Source organism: Proteus myxofaciens ATCC 19692, assembly GCF_001654855.1.
GTDB classification, from domain to species: Bacteria; Pseudomonadota; Gammaproteobacteria; order Enterobacterales; family Enterobacteriaceae; genus Proteus; species Proteus myxofaciens.
Genome location: NZ_LXEN01000105.1, coordinates 1 through 22,453 on the forward strand (window position 1 = coordinate 1; position 22,453 = coordinate 22,453).

Below are 22,453 nucleotides of genomic sequence, written 5' to 3' on the forward strand. Positions count from 1 at the left end.
CTTTATATTTGAGGGATGGCTCGGTTAAAGCGATCTTTTAGTGCTAAATAATCTGCTTTTTACGAATTTATAATTAGCATATTATTAACAAAAATAAAGATTCAGAGGTCGATATCATGACGGCAATTATTAAACAATTTTTAAAATTAGAGGCATCTGGCGGTATTCTTCTGATTATTGCTGCAATTATCGCATTAGTGATGGCAAATTCATCGCTAAACGGGTTATATAACGATTTTCTTTCTATTCCGATTATTTTCAAATTTGGTGCGCTTGAGCTTGATAAACCCCTACTACTTTGGGTTAACGATGCTTTAATGGCTATATTTTTCCTTATTGTTGGATTAGAAGTTAAGCGTGAATTAAAAGAAGGTTCTCTTGCCCAGCGTGATCGCGCTATTTTTCCTGCTATTGCCGCCGTTGGTGGAATGCTAGCACCCGCATTGTTTTATCTATTTTTTAATCGTGGTGATGAGGTAGCAAGCCAAGGCTGGGCTATTCCTGCTGCAACAGATATTGCTTTTGCATTGGGAGTGATGGCGCTATTAGGGAAACGCGTTCCTGTTGAGTTAAAAGTCTTTCTCTTAGCGTTGGCAATTATTGATGACTTAGGTGTTATCGTCATAATCGCATTATTTTATTCTAAAAGTATTGCTCTAATGCCATTAGCTATTGGGGTAATAACGACAATGGCATTATTCATCTTAAATTGGCGAAAAGTGAGTAATACTGCGATTTATTTGGTGCTTGGCTTTATTTTGTGGGTTTGTATTTTAAAATCAGGTATTCACGCTACGATTGCAGGCGTCATTGTCGGATTTTTGATCCCTCTTAGAGATAAAGCAGGTAATTCTCCTTCTGCTGAACTTGAGCATGTATTACACCCTTGGGTGGCTTATCTGATTCTGCCGCTGTTTGCATTTAGTAATGCCGGAGTCTCTCTAACCGGAGTCACATTTGATGGAATATTATCCGCATTACCTGTAGGTATCGCATTAGGACTCTTTCTTGGTAAGCCTGTCGGTATATTTCTTTTTAGTTGGGTTTCGGTAAAACTAGGTATTGCAAAATTACCAGATGCGATTAATCTTAAGCAAATATTTGCAGTCTCTGTGCTTTGTGGTATCGGTTTTACTATGTCTATCTTTATCGCAGGACTTGCTTTTGAAAATGCAAGTGAAGCTTATAATACCTACTCTAAGTTGGGTATCTTAGTTGGATCGACAATTGCAGCTATTCTGGGATACTTCTTACTTCATTCTGTTTTACCGAAATCAAAACAGAAGCTAAAATAGATTAAATGAGTAAAAAAACGCGTTTCTAAACACAATTAATTCCGAGTAGTATACATGAACCTACGGTACAAATTTCTGCATTGTCCGTAGGTCTTTTTATGGTGATTGGAAGCAAGGAAAGCCAATCGTAATTAGGTGTTGTTAAATAGTCTGTGTAGAGAGATAACACAGAAGTTGAAAGGAATATAACTATGCGGGTGTCACATCTCAATTTTAATCACCTTTATTATTTTTGGCATGTGTGTAAAGAAGGTTCTGTTGTAGGCGCTGCTGACGCGTTATATTTAACGCCTCAAACAATAACAGGCCAAATAAAAGCATTAGAAGAAAGACTTGGTGGTAAATTATTTAAACGACAAGGAAGAGGGCTTGTTCCTTCTGAATTAGGGCAACTCATTTTTCGTTATGCAGATAAAATGTTTATGCTCAGCCAAGAAATGCTTGATATTGTCAACTATAGTCGAGAGTCAAATTTATTATTTGATGTAGGGGTGGCTGATGCTCTATCAAAACAACTTGTTAGCCGTATATTAGAAACAACCGTTATCGATCACGAGCAAATTCATTTACGTTGCTTTGAATCAACCCATGAATTATTACTAGAGCAATTAAGTCAACATAAACTCGATATGATTTTATCTGATTGCCCTGTTGATTCATCTCAGCAAGAAGGGCTTTTTTCAGTCAAATTAGGCGAATGCAGTGTCAGTTTTTTTTGTCGTCATCCTCTTCCTGAAAGACCTTTTCCTGAATGTTTAGAAGATAGAAAATTACTTATTCCAGGTCGTCGCTCAATGTTAGGCCGACATTTATTAACGTGGATACGGAATAAAAACCTACAAGTCGAAATTTTAGGTGAATTTGATGATGCGGCATTAATGAAAGCGTTTGGTCTTAACCATAATGCTATTTTTGTTGCCCCTTCACTTTATACTAATGAAACTTTTGCTCAAGGTAATATTGAGGAAATTGGTAAGTTAGATGCAGTAAAAGAAGAATACTACGTTATTTTTGCAGAGCGTATGATACAACATCCTGCGGTGCAAAGAGTATGTAATACAGATTTTTCATCACTGTTTAGCGGCCAAAAAAATAGCACGATTAGCTTAGTGGAATAACAGTAATGTTGTGCTAACGATAATAAAAAACCGGCCTGAGCCGGTTTTTTTAACACAAGAAACAATATTACATTGCTTTGATTTGTGCTTGCAGATTAGCTTTATGACGCGCAGCTTTATTCTTATGAATTAAGCCTTTAGTTGCCTGACGGTCAACAATTGGTTGCATGTCATTAAATGCTTTTTGTGCTGCTTCTTTATCACCTGAAGCAACTGCTGCGTATACTTTTTTAATGTAAGTACGCATCATAGAACGACGGCTTGCGTTGTGCTGACGACGCTTTTCAGACTGAACCGCACGTTTCTTAGCTGATTTGATATTAGCCAAGTTCCAACTCCCAAATATATTCTAGCGAGGACAATACAAAGGTGAAGGAATATGCCTTTTCAACCTAAGTTTGTCAATGGATTTATACAAAATTAGCGTCGTTGTACGCGACACTTGTTTCGTTGTGATGGCGCAGGATTTTATCAGTTAAGGCAGGTAGAATACAGTCTTTTGAATGAAAAAATCATCAAAAACGTGCATATAAATGAGAAATAGTGGATTCTAGCAAGAATAATAGTTGATTTTATGTGAATTTATGACCATTAAGTAAAATATGAACGTATTTTTTATTTGATGTGAGTATTTAAAACTAAGAATATCATTGAATCGACTTATCGAGATGTAACTCATCAAGAAACATTGATATATTGGGTTACTCTCAAGCCTTTGACAAGGTATAATCTAATAATTTCCACGGTATTGAGCCAGTTATGGAGCTAATTCGCGGTATACAGAATATCCAGCCACACCACCATGGTTGTGTCCTGACAATTGGGAATTTTGATGGTGTCCATCGTGGTCATCAGGCATTATTAAAACACTTGAAGCAAGAAGCATTACAACGTGGTTTGCCAACAGTTGTAATGACGTTTGAACCTCAACCACTTGAGTTTTTTTTGCCAGAGAAGGCGCCAGCTCGTCTTACTCGTTTGCAAGATAAGATTAAATATTTAGCAGAATGTGGTATTGATTATCTTCTATGTGTCAAATTTGACAAACAATTTGCCTCACAAACCCCGGAAGAGTTTGTTTCATCACTTCTTGTTAAAAAGCTAGGTGTAAAATTTCTGGCGATTGGTGATGATTTTCGTTTTGGCAAGAATAGAAAAGGTGACTTTCATTTTTTGCAACAAGCGGGTGAGAGATACGGATTTGAAGTGGCTAATACAGAAAGTTATTGTGATAAAGGATTGCGTATTAGTAGCACCTCTGTAAGAGAAGCACTACTTAATGATGATTTAGCGCTTGCTGAATCTTTACTTGGGCACCCATATACAATTAGTGGACGCGTTGCTCATGGTAAAGAATTAGGTAGAACGATTGGTTTTCCTACAGCGAATATTCCAATGAAACGCTTAGTTGCTCCTGTGAAAGGCGTTTATGCCGTTGATGTTTATTTAGCGGGAGAAACAACACCTTTAGCAGGTGTTGCTAATATTGGAAGTCGCCCTACTGTGCAAGGGAAAGGCGTACAACTAGAGGTTCATTTAATCGACGTTAATATGGATTTATATGGACGTCGTATTGATGTTGTGTTACGAAAGAAATTACGTAACGAACAGCGATTTGCATCATTGGATGCGTTAAAACAGCAAATTGCAGATGATGTGGCTACTGCTAGGGATTTTTTATTGCAGCGGTCGGAGTCATAAACTAGCGGAAACTTGGAACTGAGAATCGAATGAGTGACTATAAAAATACCCTAAATTTACCAGAAACAGGGTTCCCAATGCGCGGGGATTTAGCAAAGCGCGAACCACAGATGTTATCACGTTGGTACAAAGAAGGTCTGTACCAAGCCATTCGTCAGGCGAAAAGTGGTAAAAAAACATTTATTTTGCACGATGGCCCTCCATACGCTAACGGCAATATTCATATTGGTCACTCAGTAAACAAAATTCTCAAAGATATTATTATTAAGTCCAAAGGACTGTCAGGTTTTGATTCTCCGTACATTCCAGGATGGGATTGTCATGGATTACCTATCGAACTAAAAGTTGAACAAATAGTCGGTAAGCCAGGAGAAAAAATATCGGCAGCAGAATTTCGCGAAGAGTGTCGCAAGTATGCTTATGAGCAAATTGAAGCGCAGAAAAAAGATTTTATTCGTTTAGGTGTTCTTGGTGATTGGGATAAACCTTACCTCACTATGGATTTCAAAACAGAAGCGAATACAATCCGCGCATTAGCGCGCATTATTGCTAATGGTCATCTGCTTAAAGGGGCTAAACCTGTGCATTGGTGTACAGCGTGTGGTTCTTCTTTAGCAGAAGCAGAAGTTGAATATTATGATAAATCATCGCCTTCTATTGATGTTCGTTTCAATGCGGTTGATCCCGAGGTTGTTGCCTCTAAATTCAACGTCGTAACAGATAAACCGATTTCTTTAGTTATCTGGACGACAACACCATGGACATTACCTGCTAACCGTGCAATTTCACTTAATGCAGAATTTGATTATTCACTGGTTTCTTTTAATGATGAGTGCGTGATTGTTGCATCAGATTTGATTGTACCTGTAATGAAACGCATCGGTGTGACTCAATGGGAAGTACTCGGTGAATGCAAAGGTGCTGATTTAGAGTTATTGCGCTTTAATCATCCATTTATGGGCTTTGATGTACCTGCTATTTTAGGCGACCACGTTACATTAGATGCGGGTACGGGGGCTGTTCATACTGCACCTGGCCATGGTCCTGATGACTACGTGATTGGTCAAAAATACGGTTTAGAAACAGCCAATCCTGTTGGACCAAATGGTTGTTATTTACCGAATACATATCCAACATTAGATGGTGTATTTGTCTTTAAAGCGAATGACATCATCGTTGAGCTTTTAAAAGAAAAAGGTGCGTTATTGCATCATGAATCTATACAACATAGCTACCCATGCTGTTGGAGACACAAAACACCTGTTATCTTCCGTGCAACGCCTCAATGGTTTGTGGGTATGGATAAAAACGGTTTACGTGAACAATCATTAAAAGAAATCAAAGGCGTTGAGTGGATCCCTGATTGGGGCCAAGCACGAATTGAATCAATGGTTGAAAATCGTCCTGATTGGTGTATTTCTCGCCAACGTACTTGGGGTACGCCAATGTCTCTGTTTGTTCATAAAGAGACGCAAGAGCCACATCCACGTACTTTAGAATTAATGGAAGAAGTTGCTAAACGTGTTGAAGTCAGTGGTATTCAAGCATGGTGGGATTTAGATATCCGTGACTTGCTAGGTGATGAAGCAGACGATTACATGAAAACACCAGATACATTAGATGTTTGGTTTGACTCAGGATCAACACATTCAACAGTAGTTGATGCTCGTCCTGAATTCCATGGTAATTCTGCTGACTTGTATTTAGAAGGTTCAGACCAACACCGTGGCTGGTTTATGTCATCTTTGATGATTTCAACAGCAATTAAAGGCAAAGCACCTTACCGTGAAGTATTAACACACGGCTTCACTGTGGATGGTCAAGGCCGTAAGATGTCTAAATCTATCGGTAATACAGTGAGCCCGCAAGATGTGATGAATAAACTTGGTGCTGATATCTTACGTTTATGGGTTGCTTCTACCGATTATACCGGTGAAATTGCGGTTTCTGATGAAATCTTAAAACGATCAGCAGATACTTATCGTCGTATTCGTAATACAGCGCGTTTCTTCTTAGCAAATTTAACAGGCTTTGATCCGGCAAAACATCAAGTAAAACCTGAAGATATGGTTATTCTAGATCGTTGGGCAGTGGGACGTGCACAAGCAGCTCAAGCTGATATTCTAAAACATTATGAAAATTATGATTTCCATAATGTTATTCAGCGATTAATGCAGTTCTGTTCTGTGGAAATGGGCTCTTTCTATTTAGATATCATTAAAGATAGACAATACACAGCGAAAAGCGACAGTGTTGCACGCCGTAGCTGTCAAACTGCGCTATATCATATCTGTGAAGCGCTTGTTCGCTGGATGGCACCAATCATGTCATTCACCGCTGATGAAATTTGGAATGAACTGCCAGGTGAACGTGCACAATTCGTCTTAACCGAAGAATGGTACACAGGACTGTTTGGTTTAGATGCAAAAGAAGCGCTGAACGATGATTATTGGGCTGAATTATTAGCTGTTCGTAGTGAAGTCAATAAAGTGTTAGAACAAGCACGTGCTGACAAACAACTCCGCGGCTCTTTAGAAGCGTCAGTAATACTTTATGCTGATAAAGCATTAGCAGAAAAACTTAATGCGTTAGGTAATGAATTACGTTTTGTTCTATTGACCTCTCAAGCCAAAGTGGCTGATATTCATGAAGCGCCAGAAACCGCTATTGCCTCTGATATGGCTGGCCTAAAAATTGGTCTTCATAAAGCAGAAGGTGAAAAATGCCCACGTTGCTGGCACTATGCAACAGATATCGGAAAGGTAGCGGAACACGCTGATTTATGTGGACGCTGTGTGACCAACGTAGCCGGTAACGGTGAAGAACGTAAGTTTGCCTAATTAATGAAGAAAACACTTTGCTCTACAGGTTTACGCTGGCTTTGGCTTGCCATTGCCGTTGTTGTGTTGGATTTAGGTACAAAACAGTATGTTATGCAGACATTTCGTTTGTATGAATCTGTTGAAGTGATGCCTTTTCTCAACTTCACCTACGCGCATAATTATGGTGCGGCTTTTAGCTTCTTAGCTGATAAAGGTGGGTGGCAGCGTTGGTTTTTTGCTCTGATTGCATTAGCAATCTGTATTGCTCTTGTCGTCATGATGTATAAAAACAAAGCAAGCGCCAAATTAAGCAATATTGCTTATGCCCTTATTATTGGTGGAGCATTGGGTAATCTTTCTGATCGCTTGATTCATGGATTTGTTATCGACTTTATTGATGTTTATGTAGGTGATTGGCATTGGCCTACATTCAATATCGCTGATATGGGAATTTGTATTGGTGCCGGATTAATTATCATTGAAAGTTTTTTTCCTGATAAAAAGGCCCAACTACAGAACTCAAAAAATCAAAAGTAATCAAACGATTAGTTAAACTAAAATAGCCCCTGCCTTTTGGCGGGGGTTACGCTTAATAGAAGGTATTAGTATGGTTATGCAGGTGCAGAATAATAGCGCAGTATTGTTGAATTTTACCTTAAAGTTGGCTGATGGTTCGGTTGCTGAATCTACGCAATCACATGGTAAGCCTGCCCTTTTTCGCCTTGGTGATGAAAGCTTATCTCCTGCATTAGAAGCAGAATTGCTGGGATTAAAAGAAGGTGATAAAAAAGCGTTTACACTTGCAGGAGAACATATTTTTGGTAAATACAATCCTGATCTTATTCAATACTTTATGCCTTCTGATTTTGCACAATCAGGTATCCCTGAAATAGGGACTATCATGTTATTTACAGCGATGAGTGGCAATGAAATGCCGGGTATCGTGCAAAAAGTGACAGAAGATTCAGTAACTGTTGATTTCAATCATCCTTTAGCTTTGCAAGATGTCACTTTTGATATTGAAGTTGTGAGTATTGAACCACAGGAGGAAACAACTAATGCAAATACTGCTGGCTAACCCACGAGGTTTTTGTGCGGGAGTTGACAGGGCTATCAGCATTGTTGATCGTGCATTAGAAATTTATGGTGCACCTATTTATGTTCGCCATGAGGTCGTTCATAACCGCTATGTGGTCAATGATTTACGTGAACGTGGCGCTATATTCATTGAAGAGATCGCAGAAGTTCCTGATAATGCCATCTTAATTTTCTCAGCTCATGGTGTTTCTCAAGCAATTCGTCAAGAAGCGCGCGCTCGTCATTTAACTATGCTTTATGATGCAACATGTCCTTTAGTGACAAAAGTGCATATGGAAGTCGCAAGAGCAAGTCGCAAAGGCAAAGAAGCCATTTTAATCGGTCATGCTGGTCATCCTGAAGTTGAAGGCACTATGGGACAGTACAATAATGCTGAAGGTGGAATGTATTTAGTCGAATCGCCAGATGATGTTTGGAAACTAGAGGTCAAAGATGAAAATAATCTTTGTTTCATGACTCAAACAACACTGTCTGTTGATGATACTTCTGAGGTTATTGATGCATTAAATTCGCGCTTTCCTAAAATTGTAGGACCTCGTAAAGACGATATTTGCTATGCAACGACTAATCGTCAAGAAGCTGCAAGAGAGTTGGCAGAACGCGCTGATGTTGTCTTTGTTGTGGGGTCAAAAAACTCATCAAACTCAAATCGATTAGCAGAACTGGCTCAACGAGCAGGTAAACCTTCTTATTTGATAGATAGCTATGAAGACATTGATGAATCATGGGTTGCTAATGCGAATATAGTGGGTGTGACGGCGGGTGCTTCTGCACCTGATATTTTAGTGCAACAAGTCTTAGAACGTTTAAAGAAATTTGGCGCAGATGAAGTGATAGAGCTATCAGGACGAGAAGAAAATATCGTTTTTGAAGTTCCTAAAGAGCTACGTCTTGACTATCGTGTCATTGAATAATCGTAACTAAGCCTCATCAATGATTTTAAAAGCAGAGCTAACTCTCTGCTTTTTTGTTTTTTATCTTCTTTGCATAGGTGATGACTATGCGCAATTATTACATTTCTTCGACGATTATTTATTTTTCTGATAATCAACCTCATTTCGTGTGTTTTTCTTATTTTGTAAGAGAAAGGCTGGCATCAGACCAATGACATCGCTACTCTGTTAATAATAAAAATAAATTAAACATATTATTAAGGAGAATTCAGTCATGACTACAAAAGCGCTTCGTCTTGCCGTTGTGGGTGCTGGTGGACGCATGGGACGTCAACTTATTCAAGCCATCTCTCAACAAGAAGGTGTAGTTTTAGGTGCCGCATTTGAACGTACTAACTCCTCATTAATCGGATCAGATGCTGGTGAATTAGCGGGTATTGGTCATATTGGTGTCACAGTAACGGATAATCTACTTGCCCAAGTTGCGCATTTTGATGTGCTTATCGATTTTACTCGCCCTGAGGGGACACTTTTGCATCTTGATTTTTGTGCAGAGCACCATAAAGGCATGATTATTGGTACAACAGGATTTGATGACGAAGGTAAAAAAGCGATTAAAACTGCCTCTCAACGTATTTCTATTGTCTTTGCGGCTAATTTTAGTGTGGGTGTTAATTTAGTGCTTAAATTGCTAGAAAAAGCCGCTAAAGTAATGGGATCTTATACTGATATCGAAATTGTTGAAGCACACCATCGCCATAAAGTGGATGCTCCTTCAGGCACTGCACTTGCTATGGGTGAAACAATTGCACATACCTTAGGTCGTGATTTAAAAGACTGCGCAGTTTATGAGCGTGTTGGTCATACTGGTGAGCGTGATCCTAAAAGTATTGGTTTTGCAACAATTAGAGCAGGTGATATTGTTGGTGAACACACCGCGATTTTTGCAGATATTGGTGAACGTGTTGAGATAAGCCATAAGGCTTCTAGCCGTATGACATTTGCAAATGGTGCAGTTAAGGCGGCAGTTTGGATTTCAAGACAAAATACAGGCCTTTATAATATGAAAGATGTACTCTCTCTTGAAGATTTATAAAATTTAAATAAATTAACCCATTGAAAACCCATTGTAATTTATAAAACATTGGGTTTTATTTTTACTTTTAATTTGTTTTTTATTTAAGTTGGTATTTTTTATAGTTATCTTCATTTTAAACTCCCATTTTTTAGAAAAAATCACTTTTTCCCTCTTTTTCCCTTCTTTTTTATCTATAAATAATTTATTTCACGAAGCAAACGGTTAACTATCTAAGATAGATTATATTAATGCTCATTTGGTGTGGCTAATTAAGAATAGTTGATATTTTTTTAAATAAAAGTGTCTTTTTTCTAGACATCTGACGTATCGATCTTTAGAATGCGCCCAATTTGCCAAAAATTTGCCCTAAATTATCTTTTTGGCATTGATTTAAAGCCTTAAATCTGAATTAATATGCATTAAATGTGATTTATTATTCTCTGGGAGGCGTTTTGATAAGAACAGCAATACTGGTTCTCGAAGATGGAACCGAATTCCACGGCAAGTCGATAGGTGCACATGGCACCGCTATCGGTGAAGTCGTTTTTAATACTTCTATGACAGGCTATCAGGAAATTCTAACCGACCCTTCTTACTCTCAGCAAATCGTCACTCTTACTTATCCCCATATTGGCAATACCGGCGTTAATCCTTTTGATGAAGAATCAGACACTATCCATGCACAAGGCCTAATCATTCGTGACTTGCCTTTAGTTATGAGTAATTATCGTGCAAAAGAAAATTTATCTGATTATTTGAAACGCCATAATATTGTTGCTATTGCGGATATTGATACACGTAAATTGACACGCTTGCTACGAGAAAAAGGCGCTCAAAACGGCTGTATTATTGCAGGTCCGTTACTTGAATCACATACGGCCTTAGAAAATGCGAAAACATTCCCTGGATTAAAAGGAATGGATTTAGCAAAAGTAGTATCGACAAAACAGCCTTACCAATGGGCACAAGGAAGCTGGACAAGAGAAACTGAACTTCCTGTTGCTAAAACGGAAAATGAATTACCACTGCATATTGTCGCTTATGATTTTGGTATTAAGCGTAATATTTTACGTATGTTAGTAGACAGAGGCTGTCGTGTGACGGTTGTACCTGCACAAACGCCAGCTAAAGAGGTCCTTGCGCTTTCACCTGATGGCATTTTTCTTTCTAATGGTCCCGGGGATCCAGAGCCTTGTAATTACGCGATTGATGCTATTCAGACATTTTTAACGACTGATATACCTCTCTTTGGTATTTGCTTAGGTCATCAACTATTAGCATTAGCCAGTGGCGCTAAAACGGTTAAGATGAAATTTGGACATCACGGTGGTAATCACCCTGTGAAAGATTTAGATAAAAATACTGTGATGATAACGGCACAAAACCACGGTTTTGCTGTTGATGAAAATACGCTTCCTACTCATCTACGTGTAACACATAAATCTCTTTTTGATGGTTCTCTACAAGGTATTCATCGTACTGATAAGCCTGCTTTTAGTTTTCAAGGTCATCCAGAAGCAAGCCCTGGTCCACATGATGCTGCACCGCTTTTTGATCACTTTATCGAACTTATCACACAATACCGTCAAAATACGCAATCAGTGACAACGAAATAAATCAGGAGCAAAAGAAAATGGCGAAAAGAACAGATATCAAAACAATCCTGATTTTAGGGGCTGGCCCTATTGTTATCGGTCAAGCGTGTGAATTTGACTATTCAGGGGCTCAGGCTTGTAAAGCACTGCGTGAAGAGGGATATCGCGTTGTTTTAGTCAACTCTAATCCTGCTACCATCATGACAGACCCTGAAATGGCTGATGCCACTTATATAGAGCCTATTCAGTGGGAAGTTGTTAGAAAAATAATTGAAAAAGAGCGCCCTGATGCCGTATTACCTACGATGGGTGGACAAACTGCACTTAACTGCGCATTAGAACTAGAGCGACAAGGTGTGCTCGCTGAATTTGGTGTCACCATGATTGGTGCAACAGCAGATGCGATAGATAAAGCAGAAGATAGACAGCGCTTTGATAAAGCAATGAAAAAAATCGGCTTAGATACCGCGCGTTCCGGTATTGCACATACCATGGATGAAGCTTTTGCAGTTGCTGATGATGTTGGTTTTCCTTGTATTATCCGCCCTTCATTTACAATGGGAGGAACTGGTGGTGGTATCGCTTATAACCGCGAAGAATTTGAAGAGATTTGTACTCGTGGTTTAGATTTATCTCCAACAAATGAATTATTGATTGATGAATCATTAATTGGTTGGAAAGAGTACGAGATGGAAGTTGTACGTGATAAAAATGATAACTGCATTATTGTCTGTTCCATTGAAAACTTTGATGCAATGGGAATTCACACAGGTGATTCCATTACAGTTGCACCAGCACAAACACTCACTGATAAAGAATACCAAATTATGCGTAATGCCTCGATGGCAGTATTACGTGAAATTGGTGTTGAAACAGGGGGGTCCAATGTGCAGTTTGCTGTTGACCCTAAAACAGGGCGTTTAATTGTTATTGAAATGAACCCACGAGTTTCTCGCTCATCAGCGCTTGCATCTAAAGCCACGGGATTCCCTATCGCTAAAATTGCAGCAAAACTCGCTGTAGGTTACACCCTTGATGAATTAATGAATGACATCACTGGTGGGCGCACTCCGGCTTCTTTTGAACCGTCAATTGACTATGTTGTGACGAAGATCCCTCGCTTTAACTTTGAAAAATTTGCAGGAACTAACGACAGATTAACGACACAAATGAAATCTGTGGGTGAAGTCATGGCGATTGGTCGAACTTTGCAAGAATCAATGCAAAAAGCGTTGCGTGGGTTAGAAGTTGGTGCGACAGGTTTTGATCCTAAAGTCGATTTAGAGGATCCTGAAGCTTTAACCAAAATTCGTCGCGAGTTAAAAGAAGCCGGCTCAGATAGAATTTGGTATATCGCGGATGCGTTTAGAGCGGGTTTATCCATTGATGGTATCTTTAATTTAACGAATATTGACCGTTGGTTCTTAGTTCAAATCGAAGAAATTGTTCGTCTTGAAGAGCAAGTGAGCCATGAGGGTATCAAAGGATTAACGGCAGATTTTCTGCGTCATCTAAAACGTAAAGGTTTTGCTGATGCACGATTAGCGGCATTAACGAATACGACAGAACAAGAGATTCGTCAGCTACGTGAACAATATCAGTTACACCCTGTTTATAAACGTGTTGATACTTGTGCCGCTGAATTTGCAACTGATACCGCTTATATGTATTCCACTTATGAAGATGAGTGTGAAGCTAATCCAAATCAAGATAAGCCTAAAGTTATGATTTTAGGTGGTGGACCAAACCGTATTGGGCAAGGTATTGAGTTTGATTACTGCTGTGTTCATGCTGCTTTAGCATTACGTGAAGATGGTTACGAAACCATCATGGTTAACTGTAATCCTGAAACCGTATCAACAGATTATGACACATCGGATAGACTCTACTTTGAGCCTGTAACGTTAGAAGATGTACTTGAAATAGTACGTATTGAAAAACCACAAGGTGTGATTGTGCAATATGGTGGTCAAACACCACTGAAATTAGCAAGAGAGCTAGAAGCCCAAGGCGTGCCTATTATTGGCACAAGCCCAGATGCGATAGATAAAGCAGAAGACAGAGAGCGTTTCCAAAAAGCCGTCGTTAAACTCGGTTTAAAACAGCCTGAAAATGCAACAGTGACAGCACTAGAAGAAGCCGTTGAAAAAGCGCTCGTTATTGGTTATCCGTTGGTTGTTCGTCCTTCTTATGTATTGGGTGGGCGTGCAATGGAAATTGTTTATGATGAAGTTGATTTACGTCGTTACTTCCAAACTGCGGTAAGTGTATCCAATGATGCGCCTGTGCTTCTTGATCGTTTCTTAGATGATGCGATTGAAGTTGATATTGATGCTATTTGTGATGGTGAGCAAGTCGTTATCGGCGGTATTATGGAGCATATTGAGCAGGCGGGAGTGCACTCTGGTGATTCAGCATGTTCATTACCTGCTTATACGCTAAGTCATGAAATTCAAGATGTGATGCGTGAACAAGTGAAACAACTAGCATTTGAATTAGGTGTAAAAGGCTTAATGAATGCGCAATTTGCAGTGAAAGGCCATGATGTTTATCTTATCGAGGTGAATCCTCGTGCGGCTCGTACTGTGCCTTTTGTCTCAAAAGCAACGGGTGTTCCTCTTGCCAAAGTGGCTGCGCGTGTCATGATTGGTCAAAGTCTTGAAAAACAAGGCGTCACTAAAGAAGTTATCCCACCTTATTATTCAGTAAAAGAAGTGGTATTACCTTTCAATAAATTCTCTGGCGTTGATCCCATTTTAGGGCCTGAGATGCGCTCAACAGGGGAAGTGATGGGGGTGGGAAAAACGTTTGCTGAAGCTTTTGCGAAAGCGATGTTAGGAAGCAGCTCGACAATGAAGAAAAAAGGGAGAGCGTTAATTTCTGTGCGTGAAGGCGATAAAAAGCGAGTCGTTGATTTAGCGAGCAAATTATTAAAACATGGTTTTGAGCTTGATGCGACTCATGGTACAGCAATCGTTTTAGGTGAAGCGGGTATCAATCCTCGCCTTGTCAATAAGGTGCATGAAGGACGACCTCATATTCAAGATAGAATTAAAAATGGTGAATATGACTATATTGTCAATACAACAGCAGGACGCCAAGCGATTGAGGATTCTAAGCTGATTCGTCGCAGTGCATTACAATATAAAGTTCACTATGACACAACGATTAATGGTGGATTTGCGACAACATTATCACTAAGCGCTTCTCCAACTTCTGATGTTATTTCAGTGCAAGAAATGCACGAAAAAATAAATAAATCTTAAGTTTGTTTGTTGCTTTAATTCTTGTCCTGAATAGAGGGAAACCTTTATTCAGGATTTTTTATGTGCCTTTATAATGAAAGTGAAACTTAATATCGATTGCCAAGTAAAATTGACTAATATCTTGGTGTTACTTTATTAAGCAAGATCACATGTTCAATGAGGTTAGTGAGTCTGTCATTGTTGAATAGAATAGTCGATTTGGGTTAGTGATGAAGATTGTTTTTTTATCTTTTTGATTTAAAAGGTAAATATACCTTATCAAAAAAATATAATAAAAGTCTGAATTTCGTTTTTACTCAATTCAGCCTTTAGATTAATAATGATTTACTATTTTATAATTTTATTATTCTATTATTTTATCATTTTGAATGAGCATTTGAATTGCCTCCCCATATAAATGGTACTGATATCGAGTCGTAGGTCCCTTCGATTTCAAAAGTCATTTTTAAATTTGCAGTTCCGCTATCTGAAATTCTACATTCTTTATCAATTGCATAATTAGATGATGTTTCTTCAAATTTAATTTTAGATGATGAAGTCTGATTAAATTCAGGATTACCTGGATAGGTAAAATCAGAATTTATATTTCCACTAGATAATGGTGTTGGATCCATAGTTACATCATAAATTCCGGCTTTTACTTTAATAGGATAACGTAGCTGATCTACTCTGTTTTTAAATTCAATAATCGGATTGATAATTAAGTGAGTAGTGCTTGTACTTATCGCATCTTGGCAAGAAGATGCTTTAGCACCAGTATTAGTATAGAGAAAGGATGAAGTATAATTCACATTAAGTACGGTATTTATATCCTTCGCTGTTGGTGGTGTGACTTTTATTTTATAGTTTTTTATATAAGGCTTATTTTGATCATCAAAAACTGTGATTTGTAGTATTAATGCATCGTGCGCCTTTATCTTATGCATATCCTGAATAGTTAGAGTTACAGGAGCAATAGGGGCACCCATATAGCGTAATACTGATTGTTTTTCAAGCGTAGTACCATCATTAGCGAGAACGATAAAATCCACTGCGTAGGGTTGATCTTTGGCATTCCAATCAATGACAATTTTATTGTCATCATTATAAAGAGGATGCCACTCTAGTTGATTAACATCCATTGACGAATTAACCTGTTGCATTTCCCTAAAATTGACTTTCGAAATAGTGATATCAGGGATGGGCTTGACTATGACTTTATAATTCTGGCTGTAATCTTGATAAAAATCGTTACCTACAACTGAAAGTGTGAGTATTGCGGTACTTTGAATTGCGCCATTATCAACATTCAGCTTGGTAATTCTCCCTTCTGGGGTAATTTGAACAATATTCGTGTTATCACTACTCCATTTTGCATTTGCTTCAACAGGAACGGGTTTTTTAGTTTGTTGAGCAGGAATATCAACACTCGCATTCGGTTGAGTAAATAGAGTGATATCAGGATCATTAAATTGATAATCTAAAACACCTTTCTCTTGCTTGTAATCAATAGTAATACTGGATGATTTAAATTGTTCTGTCGCCTGTGAAATGGCTGTGATAGCTGTATGTCCTGGTTTAATTGGCGTAATTTTCCCTTTATTATCAATGTCTATGATATTTTTATCATAATTGATAAATTGTATGGATGGAGGATTAGCCACACTGTCTACATTGCTCAATAGAAGTGAAATTTCTCGTTGAACATTATCTTTCCAAGTAGCGCTAAATTGTGTTATTGGTGTCGATAACCCAATGTCTGCTTTATCAATGACTAATGGGTAACTATTTTGTGCTGGCTGATAATGTTCATCACCTGAGGTTTGTAGCGTGATAATCACTGTACCTGCTTTTTTCATTGAAATTTGACCACTATGAACATTAATAGAGGCAATAGAAGTATCTGAGCTTGACCACATTACATCCAGATTAGTCGGTAATCCACTGTAACTTAATGCAGGGACAGGTGCAGAAGCATAGATTTTTTGTTGTATCTGTTTATCAAACACAATATTTGGTTTTGGTATAGTGACTTTGATAGTTATAGGTTTGGCAATAGTAATACCATCAGCTTCCGCTGTTAATACAATGTCTGTTTTAATATTAGATGTCATGGTGGTTTGATATTCACCATTTCCTATTGATTTTATTGGGTTCTGAGCAAAGTGCGGTGTGCCCGATGTTGATTTAAGGGTGACATCTTTATTACTGATAGTATTATTGTATTGATCGACAAGTTTTACTGTTAACGTTGTACTGTCTTTATCATCACCACCAATTGATGATCTACTACTACTAAAGGTTGATTTTGTTGTATCAATATTAGCGGGAAGTACAGTCACATCATCAATTGCTTTATGATTAGTTAAATCCAGATACGCACTCATTTTCAAAATACCGGCGACCTTACTTGTAACGGTAGTTCTCGCAATACCTTGTTTATCAGTGTAAGTACTGAAATTGTAGTCATCAGCTAAACCTGTTAATTTCCATGAAACTATCACATTTGGCAGAATGTTATTGTTGGCATCAACGACACTCGCTTGATAAATTACACCTTTAGTGTCACCCGCAATCATTGATTTCTTATCAACACTTACTGCTTGAATTTTCCATGTGCTGGTATCGGCATTCAATTGCAGTGTTTTATGTTTCTTAAATTCAATTCCATTTACTTTTACACCAAGTTCGGCATTTCCCGCTTTAGTACCTGTTACTTTTATTTCATATAAACCAGGAGAAACTTGTTTTGCTGGTGAGAAAACAATAGTTGGTTCATTAGAAATAGCTTGTACTGTTTGACTTGGTAGTATATTTCCACCTTTGTCTTTAATCAGTAAGCTCAGAACTGCACTATCCTTACCATCAGCAATAATTTTTGCAGGTAGTAACGTTAGTTCTGATTTATTTTCATCAACATTATCAGCAACAAAACTTACATCATCAGCATCGTAAGTACCTGAAATGAGAGTCGCACTGACTTTGGCAATACCTGCGGGACCTCTGTATAAGTTAACAGTCGCAATCCCGTTATCATCGGTTAATGTCAATGGTTTCTGAAGTTGACTTCCTTCATTCGTGGACCATGTAACAGGAACACCTTTTCCTACAGGATTATCATGATTATCAATTAGATAAGCTGTATAAGTAATGGTATCACCCGCATGAGGATGCGTATCACTTATAGTGAAATTCTTCACCTTAGCACTTGGGCTATTTGGAATAACTGTTAATGAAGTAGTTTGTTTAATATCGACATTATCAACACGCGCTGATAGCGACATCGTACCCGTTTTTAATGCGCTGATTTGTGCATGATAAACGCCTTTTTGTCCTTCTTTAAATGACGTAATAGTGTTTTGTAAAGACGGCGTTGCCGTTAAGGTAATTTTATTGTTGAATCCACTTAATGGATTCCCTTCATCATCTTTAAGGGTAAGTGTGACATTAGCACGACCTGTTTCAGCAACAATCACATTAGGGAAGATAGCTAATGTAGACAGTGATGCTGAGATATTACCTTCAACAAAGGTAATGACATGATCTGCATCTACGGCTGTATGGCTATCCAGCATTGCTGTAATATGTGCGAGACCTGCTTGACGGCTTGATACTGTAATTTCTGCAATACCATTACTATTGGTTTTACTCAATGGTGCAGAAAGTTTACCCAAATCCGTTATCCAACCAACGGTTACATCTCGGATGTTAGTATTACCTTGTTTATCAGCAATTTGTGCTTTTATCGTTACTTTGTCATTACCATTCGCTGTAACACTGTATGGTGATATTACTGTGACAGATTGAATAGTAGCGGTTTGTTTGTCTGCTAAAAATCCAAGTGGTTGAGTTGACGTTATCGTATCTATATTTGCAGTAATTTGGCTGAGTCCTTCTTGCGTGCCTGTAATATTAGTTTGATAACTACCTTCAGTGATTTCTTGAACTTGAGTAAATTTAATCGTGTTGTTATCACCTTTTAAAGTAACAGATTGGCTTCGTCCTTTTACTGGGTTATTAAATTTATCACGTAGTATTATTTTACCAACGGCAACTGATTTACCATCCGCAATAATAGATTGTGGCTCTACGCTAAATTGGCTATTTGTACTGACAGCAGCTCCTGCAATAAAATCAAGATGAATACTTTTTTGTTGTTTATTTAATAAAGAAGCACTGACAGTTGTGGCTAGGGCTTTATTACCCGAAATAACAACCTGAGTTTTCCCTTTATCATCGGTTTGAGTAATAGTATTACTAAGCGTATTTAGGCTTGATTGCCAGTAAACAGGAGTGTTTTTTAACAGGTTTTGATGGCTATCAGTCAATGTTGCAATAACGGTGATTGTGTCTTGATTATCAGCAATTGCTGTTATCTTATTATTTAAAGTACTTAATGTGATACTACCACTTTGTGGATCAGCAACCGCGGTAAGAGTATTTTGTGCTTGTTCTCCATTATCTAGTTTCGCCGTAATTGTGGTGATACCCGATTGCGAAGTCGATACGCTATTGCGTGCTAAGCCTTGATTATCAGTTGTTGATTGAACTTGTGTAAATTGAGTACCAGCACTACCTTGCCAATGAACAACGACATTAGAAAGTTTATTACCAAATTTATCTTTTACGACAGCAGTGAGTTTTGCTTGTTCTGTATTGTTAGCAACAATTTGTGTTTTATCAATATTAAGCTCAGTAATAAGTCCTTTTTGGTTATTCGCAATAAAGTTAATTGGTGAGGCCTCAAGCGATTGATTATTAATGCGAGCAGTGACTATGACATTCATTGCTTGCGTGCTGGTTAATGTTGTGGTTGTAACACCATTGATATCGGTGATGGTCATTTCATCGATTTTGACGACATTTTTATCTCGATTTGTCTCCCAACCTATTTGTGCATGAGGTAGTGGATTACCAAAATTATCTTTAACCACGGCAGTAAATATGACTTTGGTTTGACCATCGGCAATATAAGGCGGTGCTGATGGCGTAATTGATATAATCTGACCATTCGCTTGATTTGCAGTAAATTCAGTAGTGGCCTGAGTGACATAATTGTTTACTTTAGCGCTTACTGTCATGGTACCTGCAAATTTACTGATTAAAGAGGTAGATGCTTTACCTTCTTTATCTGTCGTTAATAATTTCTCTTTTAATTGAGCTTGTTTATCAACGGATAAGTTAACTTGCATATCAGGTACAGGATTGTTTTGTTTATCGATAACTTGTAATGAAACCGTTTTTTCTGTTTTATTATCTGCTAATGAAATCGCAGGAGTAATCACTAAAGATTGTTGTGGAATATGAGCGGTATTGTTATCTGCAATAAAATTCACATCAATAGGGTAAATAATATCTCTGACTTTTACGCCAATATGTGAAATACCAGAAAGAGTATTGGTGATAGGAACAATTATTTTACCTTGTGAGTCGGTTTTATCTTGAGAAATAATTTTAGCGCTATTATCTGCTGTAAAAGTTACTGAATAATTAGGCAATGGGTTGTGATTGATATCAGAAACAATGACCTGAATTTTATTCTCACTTTTACCGTTAGCAGGTGCGTTATCTTTAATAACGCTTAAATCTCCTTTTGCAATTTCCGCTGTAATATTATCTGCAATTAATATTAATGTTGCTGAATTAAACGAGTTATCACGAAATACAGGTGTAAGAGTAAGCTTTTCTGGTGTGCTTCCTGCTGTCACCGTAAGTTGATATTGCCCTTTATCAATACGAGAAAATGGTGATATTTGGCTATTGCCTTTTGTTGTATCAGATTGTTGTTCTAATTTGAGTTCATTGATATTGATATCAACAGGTAATTTATCATTATCAAATACAGATAATGTTAAGTGTTGTTTCGTATGCCCATCAGCAGGAAGCTGACTTACTTTAGGCTCAAATAAACTGTTATTGGTATTAATTGCCGCTTGATCAACGATGATTTTACTTTCTACGGGATCAGAGCGATTACCTTGTTCATCAATAGCAACCGCACTAATCGTATAAGTATTTTTAGAAAGAGAGCCTGCAATATGGTTAGGAAGTACGACAGAATAATTAAACCCACCGTTGTGATTAATTTTACCGCCGTTATCAATAAGTCCATTATCAGACCAAACAATTTGTTTTAGAGGGTATTTAGAATGCACATTGACGGCTAAGTCCCTTTCTTCTTTGGCATAACCATTAATTTCAGGATTCATTGAAATAAAAACAAGTATTTTCTTTTGATATTCCAATACAATATCGTTATTACGATCGACAAAATCGTAGCGACTGCCTGCTAATGTATGCATAGCTTTGACGTTATCAGGGTCAATTTGTTTAGCGATAGATTCACCAATACGATAAGATAGACTGAGATCGAGCTTATTATCAGCATGATCATGTAATCCCATTTTGCGCTCTGCACTAAATGTCACCAGTGGAATTGGTGTATAATTGATCCCAAATGTATAAGCATGAGGATTTTCTTGACGATTATCTTTGCCAAAGAGACCGACTTCTTTACCGTAATACTGTTCAAAAATAAGTTTAGCGCCTAATTGTGGATAGATAGGCAGATAGCCTTCAGTACGAATATCCCAACCATTAGCAGGACGTTCATTATAGTCCATCACATCATCCGATGTACGCCAGTTAGATAAACGATGATAGTGATTTACGCTTAATTTAAAATAATCACGCCATACTTCAGCACCAATACCAAAGCGACTGTGATAACGGCTTAAATCGTAATCATAAAAGGCATTAAGACCAAGCATAAACTTATCAGTAAAATGGCGATAGCCAATACCTTGATTTAATTGGCTACGAGAATCCTTACGATGATAACTGGTTTGAGAAAAAACTAAATTTTTCTCATGATCATAAAGCGGTATAAGCAGATCAGCTGAACTTCCTTCTAATGTGAATTTTTTATCTGTGGAGAGTGATACACGCGCATGACCAAATTGATTTAACCATTGTTCTATTTCTGAATTAGCTTTACTTGTTACGCGGCTTATAGCGTATTGACTTAAATCGGCCTCTTTATTTAATAGTGAAGAGTTATCTGCAATTAATTGTGCAAGCGCTTTACCATCACTTGAAGCATCAGGGATATCAACTTCTCTATTATTTAACCATTTCTTTATTTGTTTTTTTTCTTTAGGGATATTAAGTTTAATACCTTCTTTTATTTTTAATTTACCAGATAAAGAAACATAATCAGGATTTTCTTCGATTAATTGAGATAGTTTGATATTGAAATTTTTTGCAATAGAATCAGGAGTATCTCCCCCTTTTACTTGATATGTATTACGTAAAACATTTGTACTAATGAATTGTTTTTCTTGTGAATTTTGTTTTGCGAAGACATTCGCAGGTAATGAAGCAGTGATAGGAAAAGCAAATTGAATAACGATATTTGCCCATGCTATTTTTTTCGCTATACCAGATAGCTCAGACGTTAGCCCATATTTCGATATTGTCATTTTAAAAAACTCATCGCAATAAATAATAATGAGATTTTCGTTTTTATATATAATTTCGATATCAAAAATGGAACTCTAATTCATTAATATCAATTAAACTAAAAAAATAGCATTTAAAATATAAAAT

12 protein-coding genes are annotated in these 22,453 nt (G+C 37.6%); 10 read left to right on the top strand and 2 right to left on the bottom strand.

Annotated features, from left to right (window positions below):
- The first annotated feature begins 116 nt into the window (after positions 1–116).
- Together nhaA and nhaR are read left to right on the top strand one after the other, a co-directional pair.
- Positions 117–1,295 (top strand): Na+/H+ antiporter NhaA, encoded by a 1,179-nt coding sequence (nhaA, locus tag M983_RS11360; protein WP_066750577.1) that lies wholly within the window; start codon positions 117–119, stop codon positions 1,293–1,295.
- A 191-nt stretch (positions 1,296–1,486) separates the two neighbouring features.
- Positions 1,487–2,413, top strand: coding sequence for a transcriptional activator NhaR (gene nhaR / locus M983_RS11365; protein ID WP_066750580.1), 927 nt, complete (start codon positions 1,487–1,489; stop codon positions 2,411–2,413).
- Between the two features lie 67 nt (positions 2,414–2,480).
- On the opposite strand, the gene rpsT is transcribed toward nhaR, so the two are convergent.
- Positions 2,481–2,741 (bottom strand): 30S ribosomal protein S20, encoded by a 261-nt coding sequence (gene rpsT / locus M983_RS11370; protein ID WP_004248964.1) that lies wholly within the window; start codon positions 2,739–2,741, stop codon positions 2,481–2,483.
- A 431-nt stretch (positions 2,742–3,172) separates the two neighbouring features.
- Between rpsT and ribF the strand changes: the two genes are divergently transcribed.
- The 8 genes from ribF to carB all read left to right on the top strand — a co-directional run bounded on the left by ribF (position 3,173) and on the right by carB (position 14,866).
- On the top strand, positions 3,173–4,114 hold the full coding sequence (gene ribF / locus M983_RS11375) for a bifunctional riboflavin kinase/FAD synthetase (protein WP_066750583.1): 942 nt from the start codon (positions 3,173–3,175) through the stop codon (positions 4,112–4,114).
- Between the two features lie 29 nt (positions 4,115–4,143).
- Positions 4,144–6,954 carry an isoleucine--tRNA ligase gene (ileS, locus tag M983_RS11380; protein WP_066750586.1) on the top strand — a complete coding sequence of 937 codons (2,811 nt, stop codon included), beginning with the start codon at positions 4,144–4,146 and terminating at the stop codon, positions 6,952–6,954.
- Between the two features lie 3 nt (positions 6,955–6,957).
- The gene (lspA, locus tag M983_RS11385) at positions 6,958–7,473 is read left to right on the top strand and encodes a signal peptidase II (protein ID WP_066750589.1); all 516 of its coding nucleotides are present in this window, start codon (positions 6,958–6,960) and stop codon (positions 7,471–7,473) included.
- Between the two features lie 70 nt (positions 7,474–7,543).
- Complete coding sequence (gene fkpB, locus M983_RS11390) at positions 7,544–8,014, top strand: FKBP-type peptidyl-prolyl cis-trans isomerase (RefSeq protein ID WP_066750592.1); 471 nt, start codon at positions 7,544–7,546, stop codon at positions 8,012–8,014.
- Positions 7,995–8,948: a 4-hydroxy-3-methylbut-2-enyl diphosphate reductase gene (gene ispH / locus M983_RS11395; RefSeq protein ID WP_066750594.1), complete on the top strand. Its 954-nt coding sequence runs from the start codon at positions 7,995–7,997 to the stop codon at positions 8,946–8,948. Before fkpB ends, ispH begins: the two co-directional genes overlap by 20 nt.
- A gap of 253 nt (positions 8,949–9,201) precedes the next feature.
- Positions 9,202–10,023 (top strand): 4-hydroxy-tetrahydrodipicolinate reductase, encoded by an 822-nt coding sequence (dapB, locus tag M983_RS11400; RefSeq protein WP_066750596.1) that lies wholly within the window; start codon positions 9,202–9,204, stop codon positions 10,021–10,023.
- A gap of 434 nt (positions 10,024–10,457) precedes the next feature.
- Positions 10,458–11,621, top strand: coding sequence for a glutamine-hydrolyzing carbamoyl-phosphate synthase small subunit (gene carA, locus M983_RS11405; RefSeq protein WP_066750598.1), 1,164 nt, complete (start codon positions 10,458–10,460; stop codon positions 11,619–11,621).
- A gap of 17 nt (positions 11,622–11,638) precedes the next feature.
- Positions 11,639–14,866, top strand: a complete 3,228-nt coding sequence (carB, locus tag M983_RS11410) for a carbamoyl-phosphate synthase large subunit (RefSeq protein WP_066750601.1) — start codon at positions 11,639–11,641, stop codon at positions 14,864–14,866.
- 359 nt (positions 14,867–15,225) lie between these two features.
- On the opposite strand, the gene M983_RS11415 is transcribed toward carB, so the two are convergent.
- Positions 15,226–22,326, bottom strand: coding sequence for an Ig-like domain-containing protein (locus M983_RS11415; protein ID WP_066750605.1), 7,101 nt, complete (start codon positions 22,324–22,326; stop codon positions 15,226–15,228).
- Positions 22,327–22,453 lie beyond the last annotated feature (127 nt).